Origin of the sequence: Streptomyces sp. NPDC004658 (assembly GCF_040609555.1) — a bacterium.
Lineage (GTDB): Bacteria > Actinomycetota > Actinomycetes > Streptomycetales > Streptomycetaceae > Streptomyces.
On sequence record NZ_JBEXKG010000124.1, the window covers coordinates 1 to 22,987 of the forward strand.

24 protein-coding genes, 2 tRNA genes and 1 other RNA gene are annotated in these 22,987 nt (G+C 73.1%); 7 read left to right on the forward strand and 20 right to left on the reverse strand.

Translation table 11 applies throughout. The features are described 5' to 3' along the window. Positions 1 to 133: 133 nt before the first annotated feature. Together ABZV94_RS30655 and ABZV94_RS30660 are read right to left on the reverse strand one after the other, a co-directional pair. Positions 134 to 2,668 (reverse strand): MFS transporter, encoded by a 2,535-nt coding sequence (locus ABZV94_RS30655; protein ID WP_356346098.1) that lies wholly within the window; start codon positions 2,666 to 2,668, stop codon positions 134 to 136. Between the two features lie 13 nt (positions 2,669 to 2,681). After that, positions 2,682 to 3,176, reverse strand: coding sequence for a MarR family transcriptional regulator (locus ABZV94_RS30660; protein WP_356346100.1), 495 nt, complete (start codon positions 3,174 to 3,176; stop codon positions 2,682 to 2,684). A gap of 205 nt (positions 3,177 to 3,381) precedes the next feature. Here ABZV94_RS30660 and ABZV94_RS30665 point away from each other — a divergent pair, with 205 nt between their 5' ends. Next, on the forward strand, positions 3,382 to 3,576 hold the full coding sequence (locus ABZV94_RS30665; RefSeq protein ID WP_356346102.1) for a hypothetical protein: 195 nt from the start codon (positions 3,382 to 3,384) through the stop codon (positions 3,574 to 3,576). Between the two features lie 3 nt (positions 3,577 to 3,579). On the opposite strand, the gene ABZV94_RS30670 is transcribed toward ABZV94_RS30665, so the two are convergent. The 9 genes from ABZV94_RS30670 to ABZV94_RS30710 all read right to left on the reverse strand — a co-directional run bounded on the left by ABZV94_RS30670 (position 3,580) and on the right by ABZV94_RS30710 (position 9,059). Beyond that, the gene (locus tag ABZV94_RS30670; RefSeq protein WP_356346105.1) at positions 3,580 to 4,014 is read right to left on the reverse strand and encodes a hypothetical protein; all 435 of its coding nucleotides are present in this window, start codon (positions 4,012 to 4,014) and stop codon (positions 3,580 to 3,582) included. Between the two features lie 377 nt (positions 4,015 to 4,391). Beyond that, positions 4,392 to 5,333 (reverse strand): RNA polymerase sigma factor SigF, encoded by a 942-nt coding sequence (locus ABZV94_RS30675; RefSeq protein WP_356346108.1) that lies wholly within the window; start codon positions 5,331 to 5,333, stop codon positions 4,392 to 4,394. A gap of 338 nt (positions 5,334 to 5,671) precedes the next feature. Continuing rightward, positions 5,672 to 6,508: an RNA polymerase sigma factor SigF gene (locus ABZV94_RS30680; protein WP_356346141.1), complete on the reverse strand. Its 837-nt coding sequence runs from the start codon at positions 6,506 to 6,508 to the stop codon at positions 5,672 to 5,674. A gap of 199 nt (positions 6,509 to 6,707) precedes the next feature. Then, positions 6,708 to 7,001, reverse strand: a complete 294-nt coding sequence (locus ABZV94_RS30685; protein WP_356346110.1) for a Dabb family protein — start codon at positions 6,999 to 7,001, stop codon at positions 6,708 to 6,710. Positions 7,002 to 7,011: 10 nt separating this feature from the next. Then, on the reverse strand, positions 7,012 to 7,191 hold the full coding sequence (locus tag ABZV94_RS30690; protein WP_014673639.1) for a hypothetical protein: 180 nt from the start codon (positions 7,189 to 7,191) through the stop codon (positions 7,012 to 7,014). Positions 7,192 to 7,350: 159 nt separating this feature from the next. Continuing rightward, positions 7,351 to 7,435: transfer RNA gene (locus ABZV94_RS30695), tRNA-Ser, on the reverse strand. A gap of 56 nt (positions 7,436 to 7,491) precedes the next feature. Continuing rightward, positions 7,492 to 7,923 carry a tRNA adenosine(34) deaminase TadA gene (gene tadA / locus ABZV94_RS30700; RefSeq protein WP_356346143.1) on the reverse strand — a complete coding sequence of 144 codons (432 nt, stop codon included), beginning with the start codon at positions 7,921 to 7,923 and terminating at the stop codon, positions 7,492 to 7,494. Between the two features lie 62 nt (positions 7,924 to 7,985). Beyond that, positions 7,986 to 8,516 carry a hypothetical protein gene (locus tag ABZV94_RS30705; protein WP_132785103.1) on the reverse strand — a complete coding sequence of 177 codons (531 nt, stop codon included), beginning with the start codon at positions 8,514 to 8,516 and terminating at the stop codon, positions 7,986 to 7,988. A gap of 300 nt (positions 8,517 to 8,816) precedes the next feature. Continuing rightward, positions 8,817 to 9,059, reverse strand: a complete 243-nt coding sequence (locus tag ABZV94_RS30710) for a hypothetical protein (RefSeq protein ID WP_356346113.1) — start codon at positions 9,057 to 9,059, stop codon at positions 8,817 to 8,819. A 95-nt stretch (positions 9,060 to 9,154) separates the two neighbouring features. Here ABZV94_RS30710 and upp point away from each other — a divergent pair, with 95 nt between their 5' ends. Continuing rightward, positions 9,155 to 9,790, forward strand: coding sequence for a uracil phosphoribosyltransferase (gene upp, locus ABZV94_RS30715; protein WP_356346115.1), 636 nt, complete (start codon positions 9,155 to 9,157; stop codon positions 9,788 to 9,790). A 99-nt stretch (positions 9,791 to 9,889) separates the two neighbouring features. Here upp and ABZV94_RS30720 read toward each other — a convergent pair whose 3' ends face one another. Continuing rightward, complete coding sequence (locus ABZV94_RS30720) at positions 9,890 to 10,528, reverse strand: LytR C-terminal domain-containing protein (protein ID WP_356346118.1); 639 nt, start codon at positions 10,526 to 10,528, stop codon at positions 9,890 to 9,892. A gap of 98 nt (positions 10,529 to 10,626) precedes the next feature. After that, entirely contained in the window at positions 10,627 to 10,923 is a 297-nt protein-coding gene (locus ABZV94_RS30725) for a type II toxin-antitoxin system VapB family antitoxin (protein ID WP_004943146.1), read from the reverse strand. A 113-nt stretch (positions 10,924 to 11,036) separates the two neighbouring features. On the opposite strand from ABZV94_RS30725, the gene ABZV94_RS30730 reads away from it, so the two are divergent. Beyond that, positions 11,037 to 12,599 (forward strand): helicase HerA-like domain-containing protein, encoded by a 1,563-nt coding sequence (locus ABZV94_RS30730; protein WP_356346120.1) that lies wholly within the window; start codon positions 11,037 to 11,039, stop codon positions 12,597 to 12,599. Between the two features lie 21 nt (positions 12,600 to 12,620). On the opposite strand, the gene ABZV94_RS30735 is transcribed toward ABZV94_RS30730, so the two are convergent. From ABZV94_RS30735 to ABZV94_RS30755, 5 genes are all read right to left on the reverse strand, one after another. Next, positions 12,621 to 12,746 carry a hypothetical protein gene (locus ABZV94_RS30735; protein WP_014673632.1) on the reverse strand — a complete coding sequence of 42 codons (126 nt, stop codon included), beginning with the start codon at positions 12,744 to 12,746 and terminating at the stop codon, positions 12,621 to 12,623. A gap of 53 nt (positions 12,747 to 12,799) precedes the next feature. Continuing rightward, the gene (locus tag ABZV94_RS30740) at positions 12,800 to 13,120 is read right to left on the reverse strand and encodes a hypothetical protein (RefSeq protein WP_356346123.1); all 321 of its coding nucleotides are present in this window, start codon (positions 13,118 to 13,120) and stop codon (positions 12,800 to 12,802) included. Between the two features lie 217 nt (positions 13,121 to 13,337). Beyond that, a complete protein-coding gene (locus ABZV94_RS30745; protein WP_356346127.1) occupies positions 13,338 to 14,033 on the reverse strand; it encodes an HdeD family acid-resistance protein in 696 nt (231 codons plus the stop codon). Between the two features lie 249 nt (positions 14,034 to 14,282). After that, positions 14,283 to 14,876 carry an HhH-GPD-type base excision DNA repair protein gene (locus ABZV94_RS30750; RefSeq protein WP_356346129.1) on the reverse strand — a complete coding sequence of 198 codons (594 nt, stop codon included), beginning with the start codon at positions 14,874 to 14,876 and terminating at the stop codon, positions 14,283 to 14,285. An 83-nt stretch (positions 14,877 to 14,959) separates the two neighbouring features. After that, positions 14,960 to 15,682 (reverse strand): siderophore-interacting protein, encoded by a 723-nt coding sequence (locus ABZV94_RS30755; protein WP_356346132.1) that lies wholly within the window; start codon positions 15,680 to 15,682, stop codon positions 14,960 to 14,962. Positions 15,683 to 15,767: 85 nt separating this feature from the next. Here ABZV94_RS30755 and ABZV94_RS30760 point away from each other — a divergent pair, with 85 nt between their 5' ends. Both ABZV94_RS30760 and ABZV94_RS30765 read left to right on the forward strand, forming a co-directional pair. Continuing rightward, positions 15,768 to 18,644: a GNAT family N-acetyltransferase gene (locus ABZV94_RS30760; RefSeq protein WP_356346134.1), complete on the forward strand. Its 2,877-nt coding sequence runs from the start codon at positions 15,768 to 15,770 to the stop codon at positions 18,642 to 18,644. A gap of 266 nt (positions 18,645 to 18,910) precedes the next feature. Continuing rightward, complete coding sequence (locus tag ABZV94_RS30765) at positions 18,911 to 20,665, forward strand: copper resistance protein CopC (RefSeq protein WP_356346146.1); 1,755 nt, start codon at positions 18,911 to 18,913, stop codon at positions 20,663 to 20,665. A gap of 13 nt (positions 20,666 to 20,678) precedes the next feature. Here ABZV94_RS30765 and ABZV94_RS30770 read toward each other — a convergent pair whose 3' ends face one another. Next, positions 20,679 to 21,167: a hypothetical protein gene (locus tag ABZV94_RS30770; protein WP_356346137.1), complete on the reverse strand. Its 489-nt coding sequence runs from the start codon at positions 21,165 to 21,167 to the stop codon at positions 20,679 to 20,681. 141 nt (positions 21,168 to 21,308) lie between these two features. Next, a tRNA-Ser gene (locus ABZV94_RS30775) sits at positions 21,309 to 21,396 on the reverse strand. Between the two features lie 120 nt (positions 21,397 to 21,516). On the opposite strand from ABZV94_RS30775, the gene ffs reads away from it, so the two are divergent. Both ffs and ABZV94_RS30785 read left to right on the forward strand, forming a co-directional pair. Beyond that, an RNA gene (gene ffs, locus ABZV94_RS30780) (signal recognition particle sRNA small type) lies at positions 21,517 to 21,613 on the forward strand. Between the two features lie 68 nt (positions 21,614 to 21,681). Further along, positions 21,682 to 22,987 (forward strand): DNA polymerase III subunit gamma and tau (locus ABZV94_RS30785; RefSeq protein ID WP_356346138.1); only part of this gene is annotated, 1,306 nt, incomplete at its 3' end.

Here is a 22,987-nt window from a genome sequence, read left to right on the forward strand (position 1 = left end):
CCCGCTCGGTCACCCCCGCCCCCCCCCCCCCGCCTTTCCCCACAAAAAAACCAAAAACCCCGGCCCCCCCCCCCCCCCGCGGGGGGGGCCCCCCCCCCCCCCCGCCCCCCCCCCCCCCCCGGGCCGGGGTGAACTACTCGCCGGGGTGGGCGAGTTCGATGTCGTGGCCGTCGACTCCGGTGCCGGAGACGGTCAGGGCCGTGGCGACCGGCGGGTAGCCCGTCGCGATGACGGTGTACTCGCCGCTGTCCAGGTCGGTGAAGGCGTACGCCCCGTCCGTGCCGGTGGTGGCGGTGCCTACCACGTTGCCGGCCTGGTCGACCAGGGTGACCCGGGCGTCGGCCAGCGGGCCGTGCGGGGCCCGGACGACACCCTGGAGGCGGGCGCCGGCGTCCAGGTCGACCTCGATCCGCGTGACGCCGGTGGCGCCGACCTCGACCGGCAGGGCGCGCGGCCGGAACCCGCTCGCGTTGACGGCGACGGTCACGGTGCCGGGCACCAGGTCGGTGAGGGCGAAGTCGCCCTGCTCGCCGGTGGCGGCGGTGGCCAGCAGGTCACCGCGTACATCGGTGACGATCACCATGGCGTCCTTGACCGGCAGCGCGCTCCCGGCGGCCCGGACCACACCGGTCAGCCCGCTGGTGCCGCTGAGCAGGATGTCGTACGCCAGCGGTTCCTCGCCCACCACGACGGTGGAGGCCTGCGGCTGGTAGCCGTCGGCGGAGGCGATCAGGACGTAGCTGCCGGTGCCCGGGGCGTCGAGGGCGTAGGAGCCGTCGGCCTGGGCGACCGCGCGGCCCAGCTGGCGGCCGGACAGCGAGATCAGGGTGACCGCGGCCTGCGGGACCGGGGCGCTCTCGGCGCCGCGGACGAAGCCGTGCACCGGGGTGCCGCCGGAGCCGCCGGGCTCGGCGACCGTGGCGACGGCCGCCATCGGCCGGGTGGCGGTGGCCGTGCCGTCGGAGGCGGTGCCGGTGGTGGCGGCGACCGCGGCCGGGACCGGTGCGGCGGCCGGGGCCTGGGCCTCGGCGACGGCCGGCGCGGCGGCCGGGTCGGTCACGGGGGCCTCGCCCTCGGCGGCCTGGGCGAGCGCGCCCTTGGTCTTCAGCGGAACCTCCTTGATGAACAGCGTGATCAGGAAGGCGACGGCGGCGAGGCAGCCGGCGATCAGGAAGACGTCGGCGATGCCGTGGCCGTAGGCGCTCTCCAGCAGCGTCCGGATGGGCTTCGGCAGGGCGTTCATGTCCGGGATGCTGTCGGTCGAACCGGAGCCGCCGGCCAGGGCCTTCTGGTACTTCGGGCTCAGGTCGGCGATGCCGTCCTGGACGTAGTGGGTGATCCGGCGGGACATCACGGCACCCAGCGCGGAGACGCCGACCGCACCACCGAGGGAGCGGAAGAAGGTGACCGTGGAGCTGGCCGAGCCGAGGTCGGACGGGGCGACCTGGTTCTGCGTGGCGAGGACCAGGTTCTGCATCATCATGCCGATGCCGAGACCCAGCAGCGCCATGAAGACGGCCATCTTCCAGTAGGCGGTGTCGTACCGGATGCCGCCGAGCAGCAGCAGGCCGGCCGTGACCAGGACGCCACCGCTGACCAGCCACGCCTTCCAGCGGCCGGTGCGGGTGATGAACTGACCCGAGACGGTCGAGGAGACGAACAGGCCGCCGATCATCGGGATGGTCAGGACGCCCGACATGGTCGGGGACTTGTCGCGGGCGAGCTGGAAGTACTGGCTGAAGAAGACGGTGCCGGAGAACATCGCGATGCCGACGAACAGCGAGGCGAGCGACGCCAGCGTGATCGTGCGGTTCCTGAACAGGCGCAGCGGGATGATCGGCTCGCTCGCCTTGGACTCGACGAGCACGAACAGCGCGCCGAGGACGATCGAACCGCCGACCATCGCGTAGGTCTGCCAGGACACCCAGTCGTACTTGTCACCGGCGAAGGTGACCCAGACCAGCAGCAGGGAGACGGCGGCGGAGATGAGCGTCGCGCCGCCCCAGTCGACCTTGACCTCCCGCTTGACCACGGGCAGGTGCAGGGTCTTCTGCAGCACGATCAGGGCGAGGACGGCGAAGGGGACGCCGACGTAGAAGCACCAGCGCCAGCCCAGCCAGGAGGTGTCGGTGATGACACCGCCGAGCAGCGGGCCGCCGACGGTGGCCACGGCGAAGGTGGCACCCAGGTAGCCGGAGTACCGGCCGCGCTCGCGCGGGGAGATCATCGCCGCCATGACGATCTGCGCCAGGGCGGACAGACCGCCGACGCCGATGCCCTGGAACACCCGGAAGGTGATGAGCATGCCGGGGTTCTGCGACAGGCCGGCCGCCATCGAGGCGACCACGTAGATGATCAGGGCTATCTGGACGAGAGCCTTCTTGCTGTACAGGTCGGCGAGCTTGCCCCACAGGGGAGTGGCCGCGGTCATCGACAGCAGGGCGGCGGTGACCACCCAGGTGTAGGCGGACTGGCCGCCGCCGAGGTCCCCGATGATGTGCGGCAGGGCGTTGGAGACGATCGTGGACGACAGGATCGCCACGAACATGCCGAGCAGCAGCCCGGACAGTGCCTCCATGATCTGCCGGTGCGTCATCGGGGCATCGCCGTGGGAGCCTCCCCCGTGCTTGGCGTGAGCCCGCACACCGGCTGGTGTGGTCGTTGCCATGGGCTTCCTTTTCTTACGTGCTTGCGGGTGTACGGGTGGTCTCTTCGTCTACGGGAGCGGGGAGCCGCAGCGGGGCGGACCGGCAGTCGCCGAAGGACGCGCGCAGGCGCGTCATCAGCCGGATCAGCTCGCCGACGTCCTCGTCGGTCCAGTCCGCGAGCCGCTCGGCCAGCAGGTGCGTGGTCCGCCGGGACAGGTCGTCCAGCCGGTCCAGTCCCGCGGGCGTCAGGCGCAGGATGCGCGAGCGCTTGTCCGCGGGGTCGGGGTGCCGCTCGATCCAGCCGCGTGCGGCGACGTGTGCGACATGACGGCTGGTGACCGACATGTCCACGGCCAGCAGCTCGGCGAGCTTGCTCATACGCATGTCGCCGTGGCGGCCGAGCAGGGTCAGCACGGCGGCCGACCCGGCCGGGCAGTCGGGCGGCAGGATCCGCCCCATGTCCCGTTTCACGGCTCCGACGGCACTGAGCTGACGCGCCAGCTCTTCAAACTGCGCCTGCTCGGCCATCACACCTCCCGTATTCGTTGCTTAGGGCAACCATAGGACTGCTTGGTTGCTGAAGGCAAACAAGTAGGGGCCTGCTGACGCAAAAACTTGGCAAAGGCAAGTATTGCGAACGTAAATACGCAGGTGACTGAGGGTGGCGTGCCCCCGTCTGTCCCGGTGGCCCCGCACTTGGGTCGGTCACCGGGATTCGCTAGGGTCTCGGGCCATGGCTAACACCCAGGGCCCCCAGGGCAATTACGACCCGGCAGGCAGCACCCAGATGTTCCGCGCGTTCGTCGACGAGGCCCCGCAGGCGGAGCGGCAGCAGGCGGCCTCATCCGGCCCCCGGGTCGGTCTGATCATCGGCGTGATCGTGGCACTCGCGGTCGTGGCCGGCGTCGCCTACCTGGCCGTGCGGTAGGACTCACGCCCACCGGACGGACACGTCCCGCGTCTCGATGTGCATGCCGAGCGGCACGCGCCAGGCGTCGACGCAGACCGTCCAGGTGGGGTTCGCGCTCGCACCCGGCGCGACCGGCACCGGCAGCTCCACGGTCGACGCGACCGTGCCCCAGTCGACGCCGAGCGCGCCGATGACGTGCGTCCCGAACGTCACCGACTCCGAACGCACCGCCGTACCGCCCGCGTTGCGGAAGGCGACGGTCACCCGCTGGCACCACCGCTCGCCGGTGTCCTCGGTCACCGGTGCGCTCCAGGAGAGGTCGGCGGGCGTGGCGGGTGCCGTCGTACGGCTCGGGGCGGCCGGGCTCGGCGAGGCTGCCGGGGGAGTCGTACGACCGTCCGGGCCGCCGCGGGGCCGGTGGGTGCCGCAGCTGTCCGTGCCGGCAGGTGTCGGCACCGGCGGGGCGGAGCGCGGATCGCCGGACGGGGCCGGTCCCTCCGTACGCGCGGCGGGGCCGGTCCCGCGCGGGGCGCTCCCGGGTCCACCGCGGCCCCTGTGCCCGTCGAGCGGCACGAGGACCACCGACCCGGACGGCGTCACGGCCGGCGGGCCGCCCGGCCCCGCGCCGACCGCGGTGCAGCCGCCGCCCGGACCACCGCCCGCGCACGCGGCGAGCACCCCGCCCAGACGGACGAGGGCCGCCGACGCTGCCGTGACGGCGCCTCGGCGGCCACGCGTCCATGTCGTCGTACGCGGCATCCCGGTACGAAGCGTCCGGCCATGGTGGCCGGCACCTCGTCAGGTGGGAACGGACGTGACGCGCACGGGAAGCGTCAGTCCGAGATCAGGCCCTCCCGCAGCTGTGCCAGCGTCCGGGTCAGCAGGCGGGAGACGTGCATCTGGGAGATACCGACCTCCTCGCCGATCTGCGACTGGGTCATGTTGGCGAAGAAGCGGAGCATGATGATCCGGCGCTCCCGGGGCGGGAGCTTGGCCAGCAGCGGCTTGAGGGACTCCCGGTACTCCACGCCCTCCAGGGCCGCGTCCTCGTAGCCGAGCCGGTCGGCGAGCGAGCCCTCGCCGCCGTCGTCCTCGGGGGCCGGCGAGTCGAGGGAGGAGGCGGTGTAGGCGTTGCCGACCGCGAGGCCGTCGACCACGTCCTCCTCGGAGACACCGAGGACGGCCGCCAGCTCGGTCACCGTGGGGGAGCGGTCCAGCTTCTGGGACAGCTCGTCGCTGGCCTTGGTGAGGGCCAGGCGCAGCTCCTGGAGCCGGCGCGGCACGCGCACCGACCAGGAGGTGTCGCGGAAGAACCGCTTGATCTCGCCCACGACCGTCGGCATCGCGAACGTCGGGAACTCCACGCCCCGTTCGCAGTCGAACCGGTCGATCGCCTTGATCAGGCCGATGGTGCCGACCTGGACGATGTCCTCCATCGGTTCGTTGCGCGAGCGGAACCGCGCCGCCGCGTAGCGGACCAGCGGCAGGTTCAGCTCGATCAGGGTGTCCCGGACGTACGCCCGCTCGGGGCTGTTCTCGTCCAGCGCGGCCAGGCGCAGGAACAGCGAGCGGGACAGGGTGCGGGTGTCGATGGTGGCCGTGACCTGCGCGGCCGGGACAGCTTCGGCGGCCGGTTCGGCGGCCGGGGACGGCACGGCTTCGAGGGCCGTGACACCCTCGAAGCCGTCGAGGACGTCGAGAGCGTCGAGCTCCTTGGGCGCTGCCTCGCTCATCGTGGGCGTCAGCACCTTCGAGCTGCCCTGGTCTGCGGACATGCCACCCCCTTTGGGTCGCGGGACGGTCGCGGCGGCGCCGTCTCTTTCGAGCAACGCAGCCTTCACCTGAATACCGGAGCCGGAGCCACGGCAAACGCGCTTCCCGCAGAATGTCACATGTCGGCAACGCGCTGTACCGACATGTCGACATGTGAGAACCGAATCGGCCCTGGAAACAACGGGTCTGACGGCCTTTCGGCACCGAAGTGTCGGCAACAGCGCTGGTGAGCGATTCGCTCGCGCCGGTTACTCCTCGATCAGGTTTGCGATGCAGTGGCGTTCGGGGCGCGTGCTTCCGTGCGCCCGCCATGCATCCGTCGCCTCGGCATCTGCTGCGGCTAAGCGTCGATCCGATTTGCGGAACGCAGCCGCTGGAAGCTACGGGCGAGGAGGCGCGATACATGCATCTGGGAGACGCCGAGTTCGGCGCTGATCTGTGACTGGGTGAGATTGCTGTAGTAGCGCAGAAGAAGGATGCGCTGTTCTCTCTCGGGGAGCTGGACGAGGAGATGGCGGACCAGGTCGCGGTGTTCCACGCCGTCGAGGGCCGGGTCCTCGTAGCCGATCCGGTCGAGCAGCCCGGGCAGTCCGTCGCCCTCCTGGGCGGCCTCCAGCGAGGTGGCGTGGTACGAGCGTCCCGCCTCGATGCAGCTGAGCACCTCGTCCTCGCTGATGCGCAGCCGGTCGGCGATCTCGGCGGTGGACGGCGAGCGGCCGTGGAGCGTGGTCAGGTCCTCGGTGGCGCTGTTGACCTGCACCCACAGCTCGTGCAGCCGGCGCGGGACGTGGACCGTGCGGACGTTGTCCCGGAAGTACCGCTTGATCTCGCCGACCACGGTGGGCATCGCGAAGGTGGGGAACTGCACGCCCCGGTCGGGGTCGAAGCGGTCGATGGCGTTGATCAGTCCGATGGTGCCGACCTGGACGACGTCCTCCATGGGCTCGTTGCGGGAGCGGAAACGGGCGGCGGCGTAGCGCACGAGCGGGAGGTTCGCCTCGATCAGCGCTCCGCGCACCCGGTTGTGCTCCGGCGTGCCGGGGGTGAGGTCCTTCAGTTCGGCGAAGAGCACCTGGGTCAGGGCCCGGGTGTCCGCGCCGCGGCGCTTCTCGGGGGCCGCCGGGGTCGGAGCGGGCGCCTCTTCCTGGGGCGGCGCAGTACTGGCCGACACGGTCAACGCCACCTCTTCATCGGTCAATCATCCGTCAAAAGCGGTCATAGCATCACAAGACATGTGCACTGTGTGCAAGCACCCAGTAACCCCGTGTTGTGGTTCAAACGCTGACGAGTTGGGTACGCATCGCACGAAAAAACCCTCGCCGCAACCACGGAAAACCCCTCGCCGGAACGGCGAGGGGTTCAGGTCGGCGCGGGGCTCAGAACTCGTAGTCGGCGATCACCCAGGTGGCGAACTCGCGCCACAGCGCGACGCCCGCCTGATGGGCCGGGTGCTCCAGATAGCGCTTGAGGGCCTCGGCGTCCTCGACGGCCGAGTTGATCGCGAAGTCGTAGGCGATCGGCCGGTCGCTGATGTTCCAGGCGCACTCCCAGAAGCGCAGCTCCTCGATCCGGCCGCCGAGGGCCCGGAGGGCCTCCACGCCCGCCACGACCCGCGGATCGTCACGCCGGACACCCTCGTTGAGCTTGAAGAGGACCAGGTGGCGGATCATGGGGTGTACCTCAGCTCTTTCCTCCGTGGGCGACCCAGGTCATGAAGTCGCCGACGGCCTTCGCGGCGTCCGATATGCCCTCGAAGCCTATCTGGACGTAGTCGGCCGCCTTGGCCGGATCCGTGATGATCACGTACAGCGCGAAGACCACGAGCACGTACACGGCGATCTTCTTGGCGTTCACCGCCACCGCGGCCTCCCCTGTACCAGTGCCCGTCGGGCCCCTGCTCCCTGCCGGCCGCGAGTGTAACGTTCGGGCCCTCCCCCGTGACCAACAGCGCGCCGCCACGCGCGCGTTGCGTCCGGAACGCGCGAAGGGCCCCGTCGGTCGACGGGGCCCTTCCACGAGCGGTAGCGGAGGGATTTGAACCCTCGGTGACTTGCGCCACACTCGCTTTCGAGGCGAGCTCCTTCGGCCGCTCGGACACGCTACCGAGGGAGACCCTACAGCACGGGGGGCCGTGGTTCGAAATCGATATGCGGCGGCGGCTCAGCGGGCACGGAAGAACTCGGTGAGGAGCCGGGCGCACTCCGCCGCGAGCACGCCCTCGATGACCTCCGGCCGGTGATTGAGCCGGCGGTCGCGCACCACGTCCCACAGGGAGCCGGCCGCGCCCGCCTTCTCGTCCCGGGCGCCGTAGACCACCCGGTCCACCCGGGACTGGACGAGCGCGCCCGCGCACATCGTGCACGGCTCCAGCGTGACGACGAGCGTGCAGCCGGTCAGCCGCCACTCCCCGATCCGGGCCGCCGCCCGCCGGATCGCGAGCACCTCGGCGTGGGCCGTGGGATCACCGGTGGCCTCACGCTCGTTGTGCCCGGCACCGAGCACCGTCGTACCGTCCGGGGACAGCACGACGGCACCGACCGGGACGTCTCCGCCCCGGACGGCCAGCCCGGCCTCGTCCAGAGCGAGCCGCATCGCGGCCCGCCAGGGGTCCCGCACCGGGTCCGGCGTGCCGTCCTGCGCTCGCTGCGGTGCGGTCAGCGGACGGTCTCCAGCACCTCCGAGGCACCCAGGGCCTCGGCGATCGTGTTCAGCGCGTCGTCGGCGTCCAGGGCGCGCAGTTCCTTCTCGCTGATGCCCAGGTCGTCGAGGATCTCGCTGTCGCCCACCGGGCTGTGCGGCACCGCGTCGGTGGCGGCACCCTCCTCCTCGTCGTCCTCGGACTCGCCGTCCTCGGTGCCGTCGAGGTCCAGGGAGTCCAGGTCCGGTCCGTCGTCCGCGCCGGGCTCCCGGCCGAGCAGCTCGTCGGTGAGCAGCAGCTCCCCGTACGCGCTGCGCTGGGCGGCGGCGGCGTCCGAGACGTAGATGCGAGGGTCGTCCTCGCCGTCCACGCGGACGACACCGAACCAGGCGTCCTCCTGCTCGATCAGGACGAGCACCGTGTCCTCGTCGGGAGAGGCTTCCCGGGCCAGGTCGGCCAGATCCGACAGGGTCTCCACATCGTCGAGCTCTGTGTCGCTCGCTTCCCACCCGTCTTCGGTGCGCGCGAGCAGTGCGGCGAAGTACACCGTGACTCTCCCACTGGTCATAGGCGTGCCGGTTGGGGGTCCCCCCGGCGGAGGTACTTGGGCGGAGAGAGCTGGGCTCCGAGCCCCACCCACTCGGAATCGTGGCAGAAAGAAGGCCTCCAGGGGACGTCTTCGGCTCCCTGTGTCTGGCTGTTTCGATCGTGGATCGGTGATCGGTTCACCAGCTCGCTCATTGCCGCCACCTGCGGATCGTACGCGGCTTTCCCCGGCGCTCACGCACGCCCACCTCCCCGCACCGGCGCGAGCACGGATCATCCGTCCCGGGAACGGGCCCCGGAACTACCAGCGGAACGTGCGCATGCGCATCGCGTGGCGCAGCCGTGCGGCCTTGGCGCGCCGGGGCTGGACCCGGGCGCGCAGGGCCCGCGCCTCGGCCAGATCGCGCAGGAACTGCGCGCGGCGGCGCCGGCGTTCGGTCTCGCTCTCGGGCTTGTCGGAATCGCGCGCGGACCGCGCCCCGGGGCCGGCCGTGTCACCGGTGGGCCCGGAGGCGTCCGCGAGCGGGTCAGGCAGGTCAGACACGTCACACCACCCCAGTCCGTCCCTCCCACTTTCCCCCGGATGGCCTGTTTGACGCCAGCGCGAGGGCGGCCCGGGGCGCAGGTACCGTTAGGGGCATGCGTCTCCATGTCGTCGACCACCCCCTGGTCGCCCACAAGCTCACCACGCTGCGCGACCAGCGCACCGACTCCGCGACCTTCCGGCGGCTCGCCGACGAACTGGTCACCCTGCTCGCCTACGAGGCCACGCGGGACGTGCGCACCGAGGCCGTCGACATCCAGACGCCGGTCGCGACGACCACGGGCGTCAAGCTCGCCCGTCCCCGCCCGCTGGTGGTGCCGATCCTGCGGGCCGGCCTCGGCATGCTGGACGGCATGGTCCGGCTGCTGCCGACCGCCGAGGTGGGCTTCCTGGGCATGATCCGCAACGAGGAGACGCTGCAGGCGTCCACGTACGCCTCGCGCATGCCGGAGGACCTGTCGGGCCGCCAGGTCTACGTCCTGGACCCGATGCTGGCCACGGGCGGCACGCTGGTCGCGGCGATCCAGGAACTGATCAAGCGGGGTGCCGACGACGTCACGGCGGTGGTCCTGCTGGCCGCCCCCGAGGGCGTCGAGGTCATGGAGCGGGAGCTGGCGGGGACGCCGGTCACCGTGGTCACGGCGGCGGTCGACGACCACCTCAACGAGCTCGGGTACATCGTGCCGGGACTGGGCGACGCCGGGGACCGGCTGTACGGGGCCGCCGAGTAGTCCTCCGCGCCCAGGGGGGATCCCGCCTGGGCGCCGTCCGCGGGCACGGGTGCGTCGTGGCCGGTCGCGCGGTTCCCCGCGCCCCTTCCGGGGCGCTCCTCAGCAGCCCTTCTTCGGGGAGGCCGCCGGCTTCGGCGCGGTCAGGGCGGCCAGCGCCTGGTCCGCGTCCGCCGGCTTCGACAGGCCCTTGAAGGCGTCGCCGATGACGAGGTCGAGGTCGGCCCCCTTGCGGGTGTCGGCGCGCAGTTGCGCACCGGCGAGCTGGGTGCCGAGGACGCGCAGTGAGGTGTCCTGCGCGGCGGCGGAGCCGAGGAGTATCCCGGTGCCCTTGACCTTCTTGTCGTACTGCTTCGAGGCGTTGCCCACGTCGCCGATCTTGAAGCCGCGTTTCCTCAGCTCGTCCGCGGTGGTCTTGGCGAGCCCGGTCCGCTTGGTCGCGTTGTAGACGTTCACGGTGATCTGGCCGGGCCTGGGCAGGGCGTGCACCTGGGCGGCCGGGGCCGCGGCGGCCTTGGTCCGGCAGCCCGTCGTGGAACCGTTCGCCGTGTACTTGTCGCCGCCGCCGGTGAAGACGTCGATGAGCTGGAGCGTGCCCCAGCCGATCAGGCCGAGCGCGGCGACGGACGCCACCACGACGGCCACGAGCCTGCCGCGCCGCCGGGGCGGACGCATCCGAGGGTATTTGTCCCCCGTGATGCGGTACTGGCCGCCCATGCCGGGGGGAGTCAGCATGCTCATGGGCGCAGCGTAGTGCGCCCGAGCGGCGATGCCTATCAGATGATCAGTTGATGCCGCTCAGCGGAACCCGAAAGGGCCAACGACCGTGTCGCGCCGGGTCAGTCCAGTTCGAGCACGCGCGCGTGCAGCACCTGGCGCTGCTGGAGGGCGGCGCGCACCGCGCGGTGCAGGCCGTCCTCCAGGTAGAGGTCGCCCTGCCACTTCACGACGTGCGCGAAGAGGTCGCCGTAGAACGTCGAGTCCTCCGCCAGCAGGGTCTCGAGGTCGAGCTGCTGCTTGGTGGTCACGAGCTGATCGAGGCGGACCGGGCGCGGCGCGACGTCCGCCCACTGCCGGGTGCTCTCCCGGCCGTGGTCGGGGTACGGCCGGCCGTTTCCGATGCGCTTGAAGATCACACGGAAAGCCTACCGGTCAAGACGTTCCGGGCGCAGCCATGGCGGCGGAGTGCGAGGCTTGAAAAGATGGATCAAAACGGGCATACGGGTTACTACGGGGACAGGGGTCGGAGATGAGTGACAGCGAGACCGTGCCGCCCACCGGCCCGCAGGGAGTGCCCGCACTGCCCGCGGAGGCCCGGAAGATCGCCTCCGGTTACGCCTTCACGGGCCCCGCGCTCGATCTCGGCGCCCTTCTGTGGGACGGGGCGTGTCGCGCCGACGCGCCGGTCCGCATCCCGCTGCCCGTGCTCAACCGGCACGGGCTGGTCGCGGGCGCCACCGGCACCGGCAAGACCAAGACCCTCCAGCTGATCGCCGAGCAGCTGTCGGCGCAGGGCGTGCCCGTGTTCCTCGCGGACATCAAGGGCGACCTGTCCGGCATCGCGCGGCCGGGGCAGCCGAACCAGCGGGTGCGGCAGCGGTCCGCCGACGTGGGCCAGGAGTGGACCCCGGCCGGCTTCCCGGCGGAGTTCTTCGCGCTCGGCGGCCTCGGCCACGGCGTCCCGGTACGGGCCACCGTCACCAGCTTCGGCCCGGTGCTGCTGGCCAAGGTGCTCCGGCTGAACCAGACCCAGGAGCAGTCCCTCGGCCTGATCTTCCACTACGCCGACACCAAGGGCCTGGAGCTGATCGACCTCAAGGACCTGCGGGCGGTCGTCGCCTTCCTCACCTCCGACGAGGGCAGGGCCGAGCTGAAGGAGATCGGCGGCCTGTCCAGTGCCACGGCCGGGGTGATCCTGCGTTCCCTGACGGCCTTCGAGGCGCAGGGCATGACGGACTTCTTCGGCGAGCCGGAGTTCGACACGGCGGACTTCCTGCGCACGGCGCGGGACGGGCGGGGCGTCGTCTCCGTCCTCGAACTCGCGCAGGTGCAGGACAAACCGCTGCTCTTCTCGACGTTCCTGATGTGGCTGCTCGCCGACCTCTTCCACGACCTGCCCGAGATCGGCGACGCCGACAAGCCCAAGCTGGTGTTCTTCTTCGACGAGGCGCACCTGCTGTTCGACGACGCGTCCAGGGCGTTCCTGGAGTCGATCACCCAGACCGTCCGCCTGATCCGGTCCAAGGGCGTCGGCGTCTTCTTCGTCACCCAGACCCCCAAGGACGTGCCCGGCGACGTCCTCGGCCAGCTCGGCAACCGTGTCCAGCACGCCCTGCGCGCCTTCACCCCCGACGACCAGAAGGCCCTCAGGGCGACCGTGCAGACCTTTCCGAGATCGGCGTACGACCTGGAGGAACTGCTCACCGGGCTGGGCACCGGCGAGGCCGTGGTGACCGTGCTCAGCGAGACCGGCGCGCCGACCCCGGTCGCCGCCACCCGGCTGCGCGCCCCGCAGTCCCTGATGGGCCCGGTGGACCCCGCCGAACTCGACCGGGCGGTCCGCGAGTCCCCGCTCCACGACCGTTATGCACAGGCTGTGGACCGCGAGTCGGCGTACGAGAGGCTGAGCGCCGCGAGGCCCGCGCCGCGGACGCCGGAGCCGGCCGCCGAGCGCGCCACCCGGGAGGAGCCCTCGCTGGTCGAACAGGTCGTCGGCAGCGGGATGTTCAAGTCGCTGGCCCGCTCGGTCGGGACCCAGCTCGGCCGCGAGATCACCCGCTCCCTCTTCGGCACCGCCCGGCGGAGGCGGTAGGCCGCCCCCGCCGGTGCCGGGTCAGCGGTCCCGTTCCTCGGGCGACCGCTGGGGTTCCGGTGTCCGCTGGTCCGGCCGCGGCGCCGTACCGCGCCGGGCCTCCGCGCGCAGCAGGGCGCGCAGGACGGCGTAGGGATCCTTGGGCATGGCTGTGGTGCTCCTTGCGTCGAGCCGACTGACCTCGCGGGAACGCGGGTCTGTCAGCAGCGCAGGACCACCGTGCGCAGCAGGGGCGCGGTGTACGGCGCCCGGGGCGCGGCGGGGCCCGCAGGGGCCGCCGGACGGGCGGGCGCGGGGGCGGGGAGAGGAGCGAGGCGCTCGGGCGCGTCGGCCCGGTGGATCACGCGGGCGGGCGGCCGTAGCGGCGTGTCGAGGACGTCGTGCTCGGCCGTCTCGGCCGCCACGGCGAGATCCGTGAACGCCTGGGCCGGCACGTGCGCGCCGGGGACCCACAGGGCGAGGAGCAGCACGAGGACGCGTAGCCAGGTACGGCTCCGGGGCGTGCTGCTGCTCCTGCTCACGCCGGCTTTTTTCCCGCGGCACGCGGAAGGCGCAGCACGCCGGGGGCGACAACCACCCGCACGGAGTACATGCGGCACGCGGGGTCGACGGCGGTCCTGGGCGCGTTGGCGGTGGCGCGGGGCCCTGCGGTCGTGAGCGGGGGCGCGCGGTGGTCGCCGGGACGGGTGTGGCGGTCGCCGGACGGGTGGGGGGGGCACGGCGCCGGCCGTGGCGGTGTCAGAGCGTCTGCGGGACGTGGCGGGTCCGGCTGCGGATGCCGAACGCGGTCACGATCTCCACGATCCCCACCGCGACCAGCCAGATCCCGCCGACGAGGGTCAGCACGGCGACCGACTCGAACGGCGAGTCGATGAGCACGATCCCGGCGACGAAGGTCAGGATCCCGAGGAAGATCTGCCAGCCCCGGGCGGGCATCCGGGAGTCGTGCACGGCGGCCAGGGTCTGCGTGATGCCGCGGAACACCCAGCCGATGCCGATCCACAGGGCGAGCAGCAGGATCGACTGCATGGGCCCGCGGAAGCAGAACAGGCCGAGCAGGATGGACAGCGCGCCGCTGATGAAGGCGAGCACGCGCAGCGAGGTCGCCCGGTGCGTGCCGAACGCGGACACCAGCTGGAGGACCCCGCTGTACACCAGGTAGAGGCCGAACAGCACACCGGCGGCCAGCAGGGAGGCGCCCGGCCAGATCAGCACCAGGACGCCCAGCACCAGGGAACCGATCCCGGTGAGCAGGACGACCTGCCAGGCGGCCCGGGACAGGGCGTGCAGGGGGCCTTCGAACGGCGGCTCCGGCTCATGGTGAGTGCCGGGCGGCGCCGCCGCGGGATGCCCGCCCGCTGACGCCCCCGCGTGAACATGCCGGTCGTCGTACGCCCGGTCCCGCTCAGGACCGCTGCTCGGTACCTCGCTCATGCCCCATGCTGAGACCGGCCGGACGGCGGCGGCCAGCGGGGTGGGCCGAACGGGTGATGGGGATGGCGCGGTGGCCGGCGGGGGCGGGGTGGCTCCCGGCCGTTCCCGGGGCGTGGGGATCCGGCCGTTCCCGGGTGCGCGGCCGGCCGAACGCTCCGGGCCGGGGCGGACCGTGGCCGGGTCCCGTTCCGCGGGTCCTCCTTCCTGGCGGCTCGGGCCCGGAGGTGACGGCCCGCCGGTGTCCCTACGTCACCTCTTCGCCGCCTTGGCCGCCTTCGCCGCCGCCTTCATCTCCTGTTTGTGGGCGCGGACCTTGGCCAGGGACTCGGGGCCGGTGATGTCGGCGACGGACCGGAAGGACTCCGGTTCGCCGTAGGCTCCCGCGGCCTCCCGCCAGCCCTCGGGTGCGACGCCGAGCCGTTTGCCGAGCAGGGCCAGGAAGATCTGCGCCTTCTGCTTGCCGAACCCCGGCAGGTCCTCCAGCCGCCGCAGCAGTTCGGCCCCGCTGTCCACCTCCCGCCAGACCGCCTCCGCGTCCCCGTCGTAGTGCTCGACGAGGTACTGGCACAGCTGCTGGATCCGCTTCGCCATCGAGCCCGGGTAGCGGTGCACCGCGGGCTTCTCGGAGAGCAGCGCGGCGAAGGCCTCCGGATCCATCGCCGCGATCTCGTGCGCGTCCAGGTCGTCCGTGCCGAGCCGGTCGGCGATGGTGCGGGGTCCCTTGAACGCCCACTCCATGGGGATCTGCTGGTCCAGCAGCATCCCGGTCAGCGCGGCGAGCGCGGAACGCCCGAGCAGCGCGTCGGCCGCGGGGTCCTGGGCGAGGTGCAGGGTGACGTCCATGCGTCGATGGTCCCGCGCGCGGGACGGCTCCGCCCGCCGGGCGGCCGGCCGTTGCCGGCCGCTCCCGGCGCGTCCGTCGTCGCTCACTCCGCCCGCCAGTACCCGAGGGCGTGCACGCGGTGCTTCGGCACGCCGAGGTCCTTGCGGGCGTACGCCGCGAGCGTGCGGGTGGTCGCCGTGTCGCAGGCGATCCAGACGTACGGGTGCGGTGTGCCGGCCAGTACGGCGGGCAGCTCGGCGCGGACCCGCTGGACCAGGTGGGCGCCCGCGTCGCGGCGGGGAACCGCCCGCATCTCGTGCCGGCCGGGCACGGTCCGGCAGGGCAGCCCCGCCGGGTCCCCCTCGAACCAGACGGTGGCCGGGGCCGCACCCAGCGCCCCGAGCAGGGAGTTGAGCGCGGGCAGCGAGGCCGGGTCGCCGATCGCGGCGATGTGGGAGGGCGCCGGTTCGGGGTCCCTGAAACCGGTGCCCTGGACGGTGGCCTCGATCGTGTCGCCGGGCCGCGCGGCCCGCGCCCAGTCGGAGGCCGTGCCCTCGTGCAGGGCGAACTCCAGGCCGAAGGTGCCGGCGGCGGGGTCGGGGTCGACGAGGGTGTAGGCGCGCTGGTGGGGCCGGCCGCCGGCGGAGAACCACAGCCGTACCCACAGGGTGGGGTGGACGCCGGTCTCGGCGAGCAGCCCGCCGTCGCTCAGCCGGAGCCGCCGGTAGTGCGGGGTGACGTCCTCCGTGTCGAGAACGGTCAGTACGAAGTCCTTGGCGCGCAGCAGTCTGAGGACCGCGCCTTCCCAACCCCGCCCCTGCCCCATGACCCCTCCACCGTTCGCGTACGCTTCCGCCACAGAAACTTAGGCAAGGCTAACCTAAAACTCAGAGCGCAGGGGGAATTCCCGGGTGACCATCGAGACCTACCGCGACGCCTGGGGCATCCCCCATCTGCGCGCGTCCAGCGCCCGTGAACTCGCCCGTGCCCAGGGCCGGGTCACCGCCCACGACCGGGCCTGGCAGCTGGAGACCGAACGCCACCGGGCCCAGGGCAGCTCCGCCTCCTTCCTCGGTGCCGAGGCGCTCTCCTGGGACGTCTTCGCCCGCCGGGCCCGGCTCGACGACACCGCCCGCCGCTGCTACGCCGCGCTGGAACGCCGGGACCCGGAGACGGCCGACTGGGTGCGGGCGTACGTCGACGGGGTCAACGAGGGGCTGCCCGCCGGAGCCGGCCGCGCCCCCGAGTTCGCCCGCACCGGTCTGACCCCCGGCCGCTGGCAGCCCTGGACGCCCCTCGGTGTCTGGCTCGGCACGCACATCCTCTTCGCGGGCTTCCCGGCCAAGCTCTGGCGCGAGCAGGCGATACGGCACCTCGGCCCCGAGGCGGTCGGCCTGTTCGCCACCGACGGGCCCGGTACGGCGGGCAGCAACGGCTGGCTGGTCACCGGCGAGCGCACGCAGACGGGGCACGCCCTGATCGCCGGCGACCCGCACCGTTTCATCGAGGACCCCGGTGTCTACCAGCAGATCCACCTCTGCTGTCCCGAGTTCGACGTCGTCGGCCTGGCCGTGCCCGGCGTCCCCGGCATCGCCCACTTCGGCCACACCGGCACGGTCGCCTGGGCCATCACCAACGCCATGGCCGACTACCAGGACCTCTACCGCGAGCGGCTCCGCCGCACCGGCGCCGGCGTCGAGGCCCTGGGCCCGGACGGCACCTGGCACCGCGTCACCCGCCACACCGAAACCATCCACATCGCGGGCGAACCCCCCGTCGAGACGGAGGTCATCGAGACCCCCCGGGGCCCGGTGATAGCCGGGGGACCGGAGGGACTGGAGGCGATCGCCGCGCGCGCGGGCGGGGCCGCCGACGGCGGGGACGCACCGCTCGGGCCACCCGCACCCGGCGGCGCGGCCCGCACCGGTGGTGCGGGCCGGAGCGAGGATCCGGCCGACGGCGCGGCCGAGGCGCTCGCCCTGCGCTACCCACCCCGCGTGACCGAGGACCTCGGGTTCAGCGCCCTCCTCCCCCTCCTGCGCGCCCGCACGGTCGCCGACGTCGACGCCGCCCTGGACGCCTGGGCCGAGCCGGTCAACGTCGTCCAGGCCGCCGACACGACGGGAGGCACCCTGCACCGCGTCGCCGGTCACGTCCCCCTCCGCGCCGAGGCCAACCGCCTGCGCCCGGTCCCCGCCTGGGAACCCGGCCACGCCTGGCAGGGCGTGCACGAGACGCCGTACGCCCGCCCGGCCACCGAGAACGGGATCGCGGTGATGGCCAACGCCCGCGGCCTCGCCGCCCCCCTCGGCGTCGAGTTCGCCCCACCCCACCGCGCCGCCCGCATCCGCGCCCTGCTCGACGCGCGCCCCATCTGGACGGCCGACGGCATGCCCGCGGTCCACACCGACACCCACCTCGGCTCCGCCGCGGCCCTCCTGGACCGCCTCGCCGCCCTCACCGGCCTCGGCCCGGCCGCGTCCGCCCTCCGGGACCGCCTGCTCGCCTGGGACCGCCGGATGGCGGCGGACAGCACGGACGCGGCGGCGTACGCGGCGGTGCGCGGCGCGCTCGTGCGCCGGCTCGCCGCCCATCCGGTCCTCGCCCCGCTCACCGAGCCCCCGGCCTACCCGGACGTCCTGCTTCCCTGGCTGGCCCTCGTCCCGCGCGTCGGCCACGCCCTCGAACACCTCCTGCGCGCCGAGGACCTGTACGGCATCGACCGCGCGGCAGCGGTCCGTGCCGCCCTGGAGGAGGTCGCCGCCGCGCCCCCGTCCGGCCCCTGGTCGGCCACCCACCGCCTGGCCCCCTGGACGGCGCTCCCGCCGGTCCCGGACCCCGGCGGCACGGACGGACCCGGTCTCGCCGGCGACCACGACTGCGTGCTGTGCACCTCCGCCGTCCCCGGTCTCACCGACCGCGCCGCCCGCGGCCCGGCCGCCCGCTACGTCTGGGATCTGGCCGACCGCGCCAACAGCCGCTGGGTGGTCCCCTTCGGCGCCGACGGAGTACCCGGCGCCGCCCACCACCGCGACCAACTCCCCCTGTGGCTCGAGGGAGAACTGGTCCCGGTGGTCACCGACTGGACCCGGCTCACCCCCGACCCCGTGGACCCCGTGGACGACAACGAGGGCACCGGGGAACCGAGCAGACCGAAGAGAACGAGGACAACGAGGAATCCGATGACCGACCTGCACGTCCAGCACGTCGACGGCTACGGCACCGTCCGCATCCGCCCCCTGGACCCGGAGGGCGACACGGACCTGGTCCACGCCTGGGTCAGCGACGAACGCGCCGCGTTCTGGGGCATGAACGGCCTGACCCGGACCCAGGTCGCCGAGATCTACGCCCACATGGACACGCTCGACACCCACCACGCCCACCTGGTCACCGTGGACCGTGCACCGGCCGCGCTCCTCCAGACGTACGAGCCGTCCGCCGACCGGGTCGGCGCGTGCTACGACGTCCGCCCCGGCGACGTCGGCGTCCACCTCCTCCTCGCCCCGGCGGGCCCCGACGGCCCGCGCCCCGGCTGGACGTCCGCCCTGCTGACGGCGATCACGACCTACGTGCTGCGGGTCCTGGACCGCCACCGGGTCGTGGTCGACCCGGACGTGCGCAACGCCAAGGCCATCGCCCGCTTCGAACGCCAGGGCTTCGCGCGCGGCCCCGCCGTCGTCCTGCCCGAGGTAGACCTGCCCGACGTGTACCTGCCGGAGAAGCACGCGCAACTCGCCTTCCTGGAGCGGGAGGCGGTCTTCCCCCCGGAACGGCCCCCGACGAGCTGATCGCACGCCGGCGGCGGCCGCCTCCGCCCGGGACCGGTGAGGGACGGCGCACTGACGACCCGTCCGGCCTGGTGAGCACGCGGCCCGTTCCCCCCGTACCTAGAGGGAGGCACGGGGCACGGCGGGAACGGAGGCTGACGGTGCTGCGCGACGCGGACAACGACGGAGCCCACGGCACAGACCGTGAGCGAGCCCGGAACAGCGACCGCCGGCCGTGCGGAGGGCGCGGCCCGGCGCGGCGCTCGGCCGGCACGTTCCTGCTCGCCCTGCTCCTCCCCGCTCTCCTGCCCGCCCTCCTCCTCGTCGCGGCGACGCCCGCCTCCGCCCACGCCGTCCTGCGCGCGACGGACCCCGCCGACGGGACCGTCCTGCGCTCCGCCCCCCGCCACGTCACCCTCACCTTCACCGAGTCGGTCGGCCTGCTGACCGACTCCTTCCGGGTCTACGACCCCGACAACCGCCGCGTCCGCACCGGTCCCGCCGGCCACGCCGCCGGCCGCTCCGACACCGCGCGGATCGCGCTGCCCGCCCGGCTCGTCACCGGGACGTACACGGTTGCCTGGCGGGTGGTGTCGGCCGACAGCCACCCGGTGTCCGGCGCCCTCACCTTCTCGGTCGGGAAACGCACGGCGGCACCGGCGGCCCTCTCCCAGGACCGCACGGAGAACCGGGCCACCACGGCCCTGCACACCATCGCGCGCTACCTCGCCTACCTCTCCCTGGCCCTCCTCCTCGGCACGGCCGCGTTCGTGGCCTACTGCCGTCCGCCGACGACGGCCCACCTGCGCACCCCCGCCCTGGCCGCCGCGGTCACGCTCCTGGTCTCCACCCTCGCCGGGTACCTCCTGCGAGCCCCCTACGAGGAGGCCGCCTCCCCGACGACCGCCTTCTCCGTCTCCGCCCTCACCCACACGGCGACGACCCGCCCCGGCCGGCTCCTGCTCCTCCGCCTGGCGCTGCTGCTCCTGGCCGGGGCCGCCGCGACCCTCCTCGGCACCCGCCGGGTCAGGCTCCCGCGCCGCGCCGGCCTCGCCGCGGCCACGGCCCTCGCCGTCGCCCTGGCGCTGACCTGGTCGGCGTCCGACCACGCCTCGGCCGGCATCCAGGTCCCGGCGGCGATCGCCTCGTCCACCCTGCACCTGCTGGCCATGGCGGCCTGGCTCGGCGGCCTGGCGGCGCTCCTGTGGACGCTGCGGCGCGCCCCGGAAGCGGCTGCCGCCCTGCCGGCCTCGGTCCCGGCCCGCTTCTCCCGTCTGGCGTTCACGTCCGTGGTGGTCCTGGTCGTGACCGGCGTCTACCAGTCCTGGCGGGGCCTGGGCTCCTGGCAGGCGCTCACGGACACCACGTACGGCCGCACGCTCCTGGCGAAGCTGGCGGCGGTCACCGCACTGCTCCTCGCGGCGGCCTGCTCCCGCACCTGGACGGCCCGGCTGGCCCGCCCCGCGGGTGCCGCCGTCCGTGTCCGCGTCCCCGAGCCGGCCACGGGCCCCCCGCTGCCCGAACTCCCCCCGGAGCCGCCCGTGGCCCCGTCCCTCCGTCTCCTGCGCCGCTCGGTCCTCGTGGAGGCGGTGGCCGCCGCGCTGGTCCTGGCCCTGACCACCCTCCTGACCAGCACGGTCCCGGGCCGCGCGGCCATGGAGTCCGCCTCGGCCACGCCGTCGGCGGCGACGGGCGTCGACACGGCCTCGGTCACCACGATCCCCTTCGACACCGGCGCCCCCGGCGGCCGCGGCAAAATCCAGATCACCCTGGACCCCGGCCGCGTCGGCACCAACTCCCTCCAGGCGGTGATCTACGGCCCCGACGGCGGCCTCGCCACGGTGCCCGAGCTCCGCGTCACCCTCACGCTCCCGGCACAGCGCCTGGGACCGCTGGACACCAGGCTCACCGACCGCGGCGGCTACTGGTCCACCCCCGCCTTCACCCTGCCCCTCCCGGGCACCTGGACGATGAAGGCGACGGTCCGTGTGTCTGACCTGGACCAGGTGACGGTGTCGGCACCGGTGCGGGTGACCCGGTAGCGGGCCGGCGGGGTCAGACGGCGTGCAGGAAGAGCTGCGGGGACCAGGCGGTGCAGCTGCCGGGCCCCGCCTCGTCGACGGCACCGGCACACGCCCTGACCTTGAAGTTCCAGTCCCCGCGCGCGGGCGCGTCCACCGTGGCGACGCGGTACTCGCCGATGCGCAGCTGCCAGCTGTACCAGCCGGGCTGAGACGGATACGTGTACCGGACCTCGTAGTAGGAGTAGCGGGGGCCGGAGTAGCCGCCGTAGTACAGCCTCAGCGTGTCCGCGCACCCGTCGAAGCGGGCCCCGGCGTACGGGGTGCCCGCGTACGTGAACCGTCGGGGCGTGCCGCCCAGGTCGGTGCCGCCCCCCGGGGGATACGCGTCCCGGTACGCGCACGGGCTCGCCGGAGCGGAGGCCGGCACCCGCGCCTGCGCCGCGGTCGCCGTACCGCCTGCCGAGACGACGGGGACCAGCAGAGCCGCGGCGGCGGCCACCACGCTGAACGAACGCCCCAACGCCCTCACCTCCAGCGAAGAACCTCAGTCACCACAGTGCCCTTCCGCCCCAGAAGCCGCATCCGGTGGCCGGCCAGGGAAGCGACACAGACCGGATACGCCAAAGGGCCGGACCACCTGACGTGGTCCGGCCCTCTGGGCTGGCGGAGGATACGAGATTCGAACTCGTGAGGGGTTGCCCCCAACACGCTTTCCAAGCGTGCGCCCTAGGCCTCTAGGCGAATCCTCCGCCGGAAACATTACATGACCGAGGGGAGTGCTCGCGAACTCGTTCCCGCAGGCCGTCCCCGGGTGGGGTCGGGCGCCCCGGCCGGGTACAGACCGCCGCCCGCCATCGGGTACTGTGGGGCACAGCCCCTCACGCGGCGCTATCTGACTGAACTCCCCCAGGGCCGGAAGGCAGCAAGGGTAGGTCGGCTCTGGCGGGTGCGTGGGGGGCCCTTGCGTTCCGGGGCCCGGGGGTGCGCGTCCGGGGCGGGGCCGGTTGTCAGTGGGCGCCATTAACCTCGTATGCGTGTCGTCTCTCGCGCTGTACCGCCGCTATCGCCCGGAGACCTTTGCCGAGGTCATCGGGCAGGAGCATGTCACCGACCCGCTGCAGCAGGCGCTGCGGAACAACCGGGTCAATCACGCGTACCTGTTCAGCGGTCCGCGCGGATGCGGCAAGACGACCAGCGCGCGCATCCTGGCCCGTTGCCTGAACTGTGAGCAAGGCCCCACCCCGACCCCCTGCGGGGAGTGCCAGTCCTGCCGCGACCTCGCGCGCAACGGACCCGGATCGATCGACGTCATCGAGATCGACGCGGCCTCTCACGGTGGTGTGGACGACGCCCGTGAGCTGCGCGAGAAGGCCTTCTTCGGTCCCGCGAGCAGCCGGTACAAGATCTACATCATCGACGAGGCCCACATGGTCACGTCGGCCGGCTTCAACGCGCTGCTGAAGGTCGTCGAGGAGCCGCCCGAGCACCTGAAGTTCATCTTCGCGACCACCGAGCCCGAGAAGGTCATCGGGACCATCCGGTCGCGGACCCATCACTACCCGTTCCGGCTGGTGCCGCCCGGCACCCTGCGGGACTACCTCGCCGAGGTGTGCCAGAAGGAGGACATCCCGGTCGAGGACGGCGTGCTGCCGCTCGTCGTGCGCGCGGGCGCCGGCTCCGTGCGTGACTCCATGTCCGTCATGGACCAGCTCCTCGCCGGCGCCGGCGAGGACGGTGTGACATACGCCATGGCCACCTCCCTCCTCGGCTACACCGACGGCTCCCTGCTCGACTCCGTCGTGGAGGCGTTCGCCACCGGTGACGGCGCCGCCGCCTTCGAGGTGGTCGACCGGGTCATCGAGGGGGGCAACGACCCGCGCCGCTTCGTCGCCGACCTGCTGGAGCGGCTGCGGGACCTGGTGATCCTCGCCGCCGTGCCCGACGCCGTGGAGAAGGGGCTCCTCGACGCCCCGGCCGATGTCCTGGAGCGGCTGCAGGCCCAGGCCGAGACCTTCGGCGCCGCCGAGCTGAGCCGCGCCGCCGACCTGGTCAACGAGGGCCTGACCGAGATGCGCGGCGCCACCTCGCCCCGCCTCCAGCTGGAACTGATCTGCGCCCGCGTCCTGCTCCCCGCCGCCTACGGCGACCAGCGGTCCGTGATGGCCCGGCTCGACCGCCTGGAGCGCGGTATCGGCTTCTCCGCCGGCGCCGGTGCGCCGGCCATGGGGTACGTCCCCGGTCCCGATGTCCACGGCGGAGCCCTCCCCTCCGGCGCGGGTGCCGGCAGCGTGTCCGTGCCGCCCGGCGGGGGCCCCGCGGCGGCTCGCGCGGCGGTCCGGG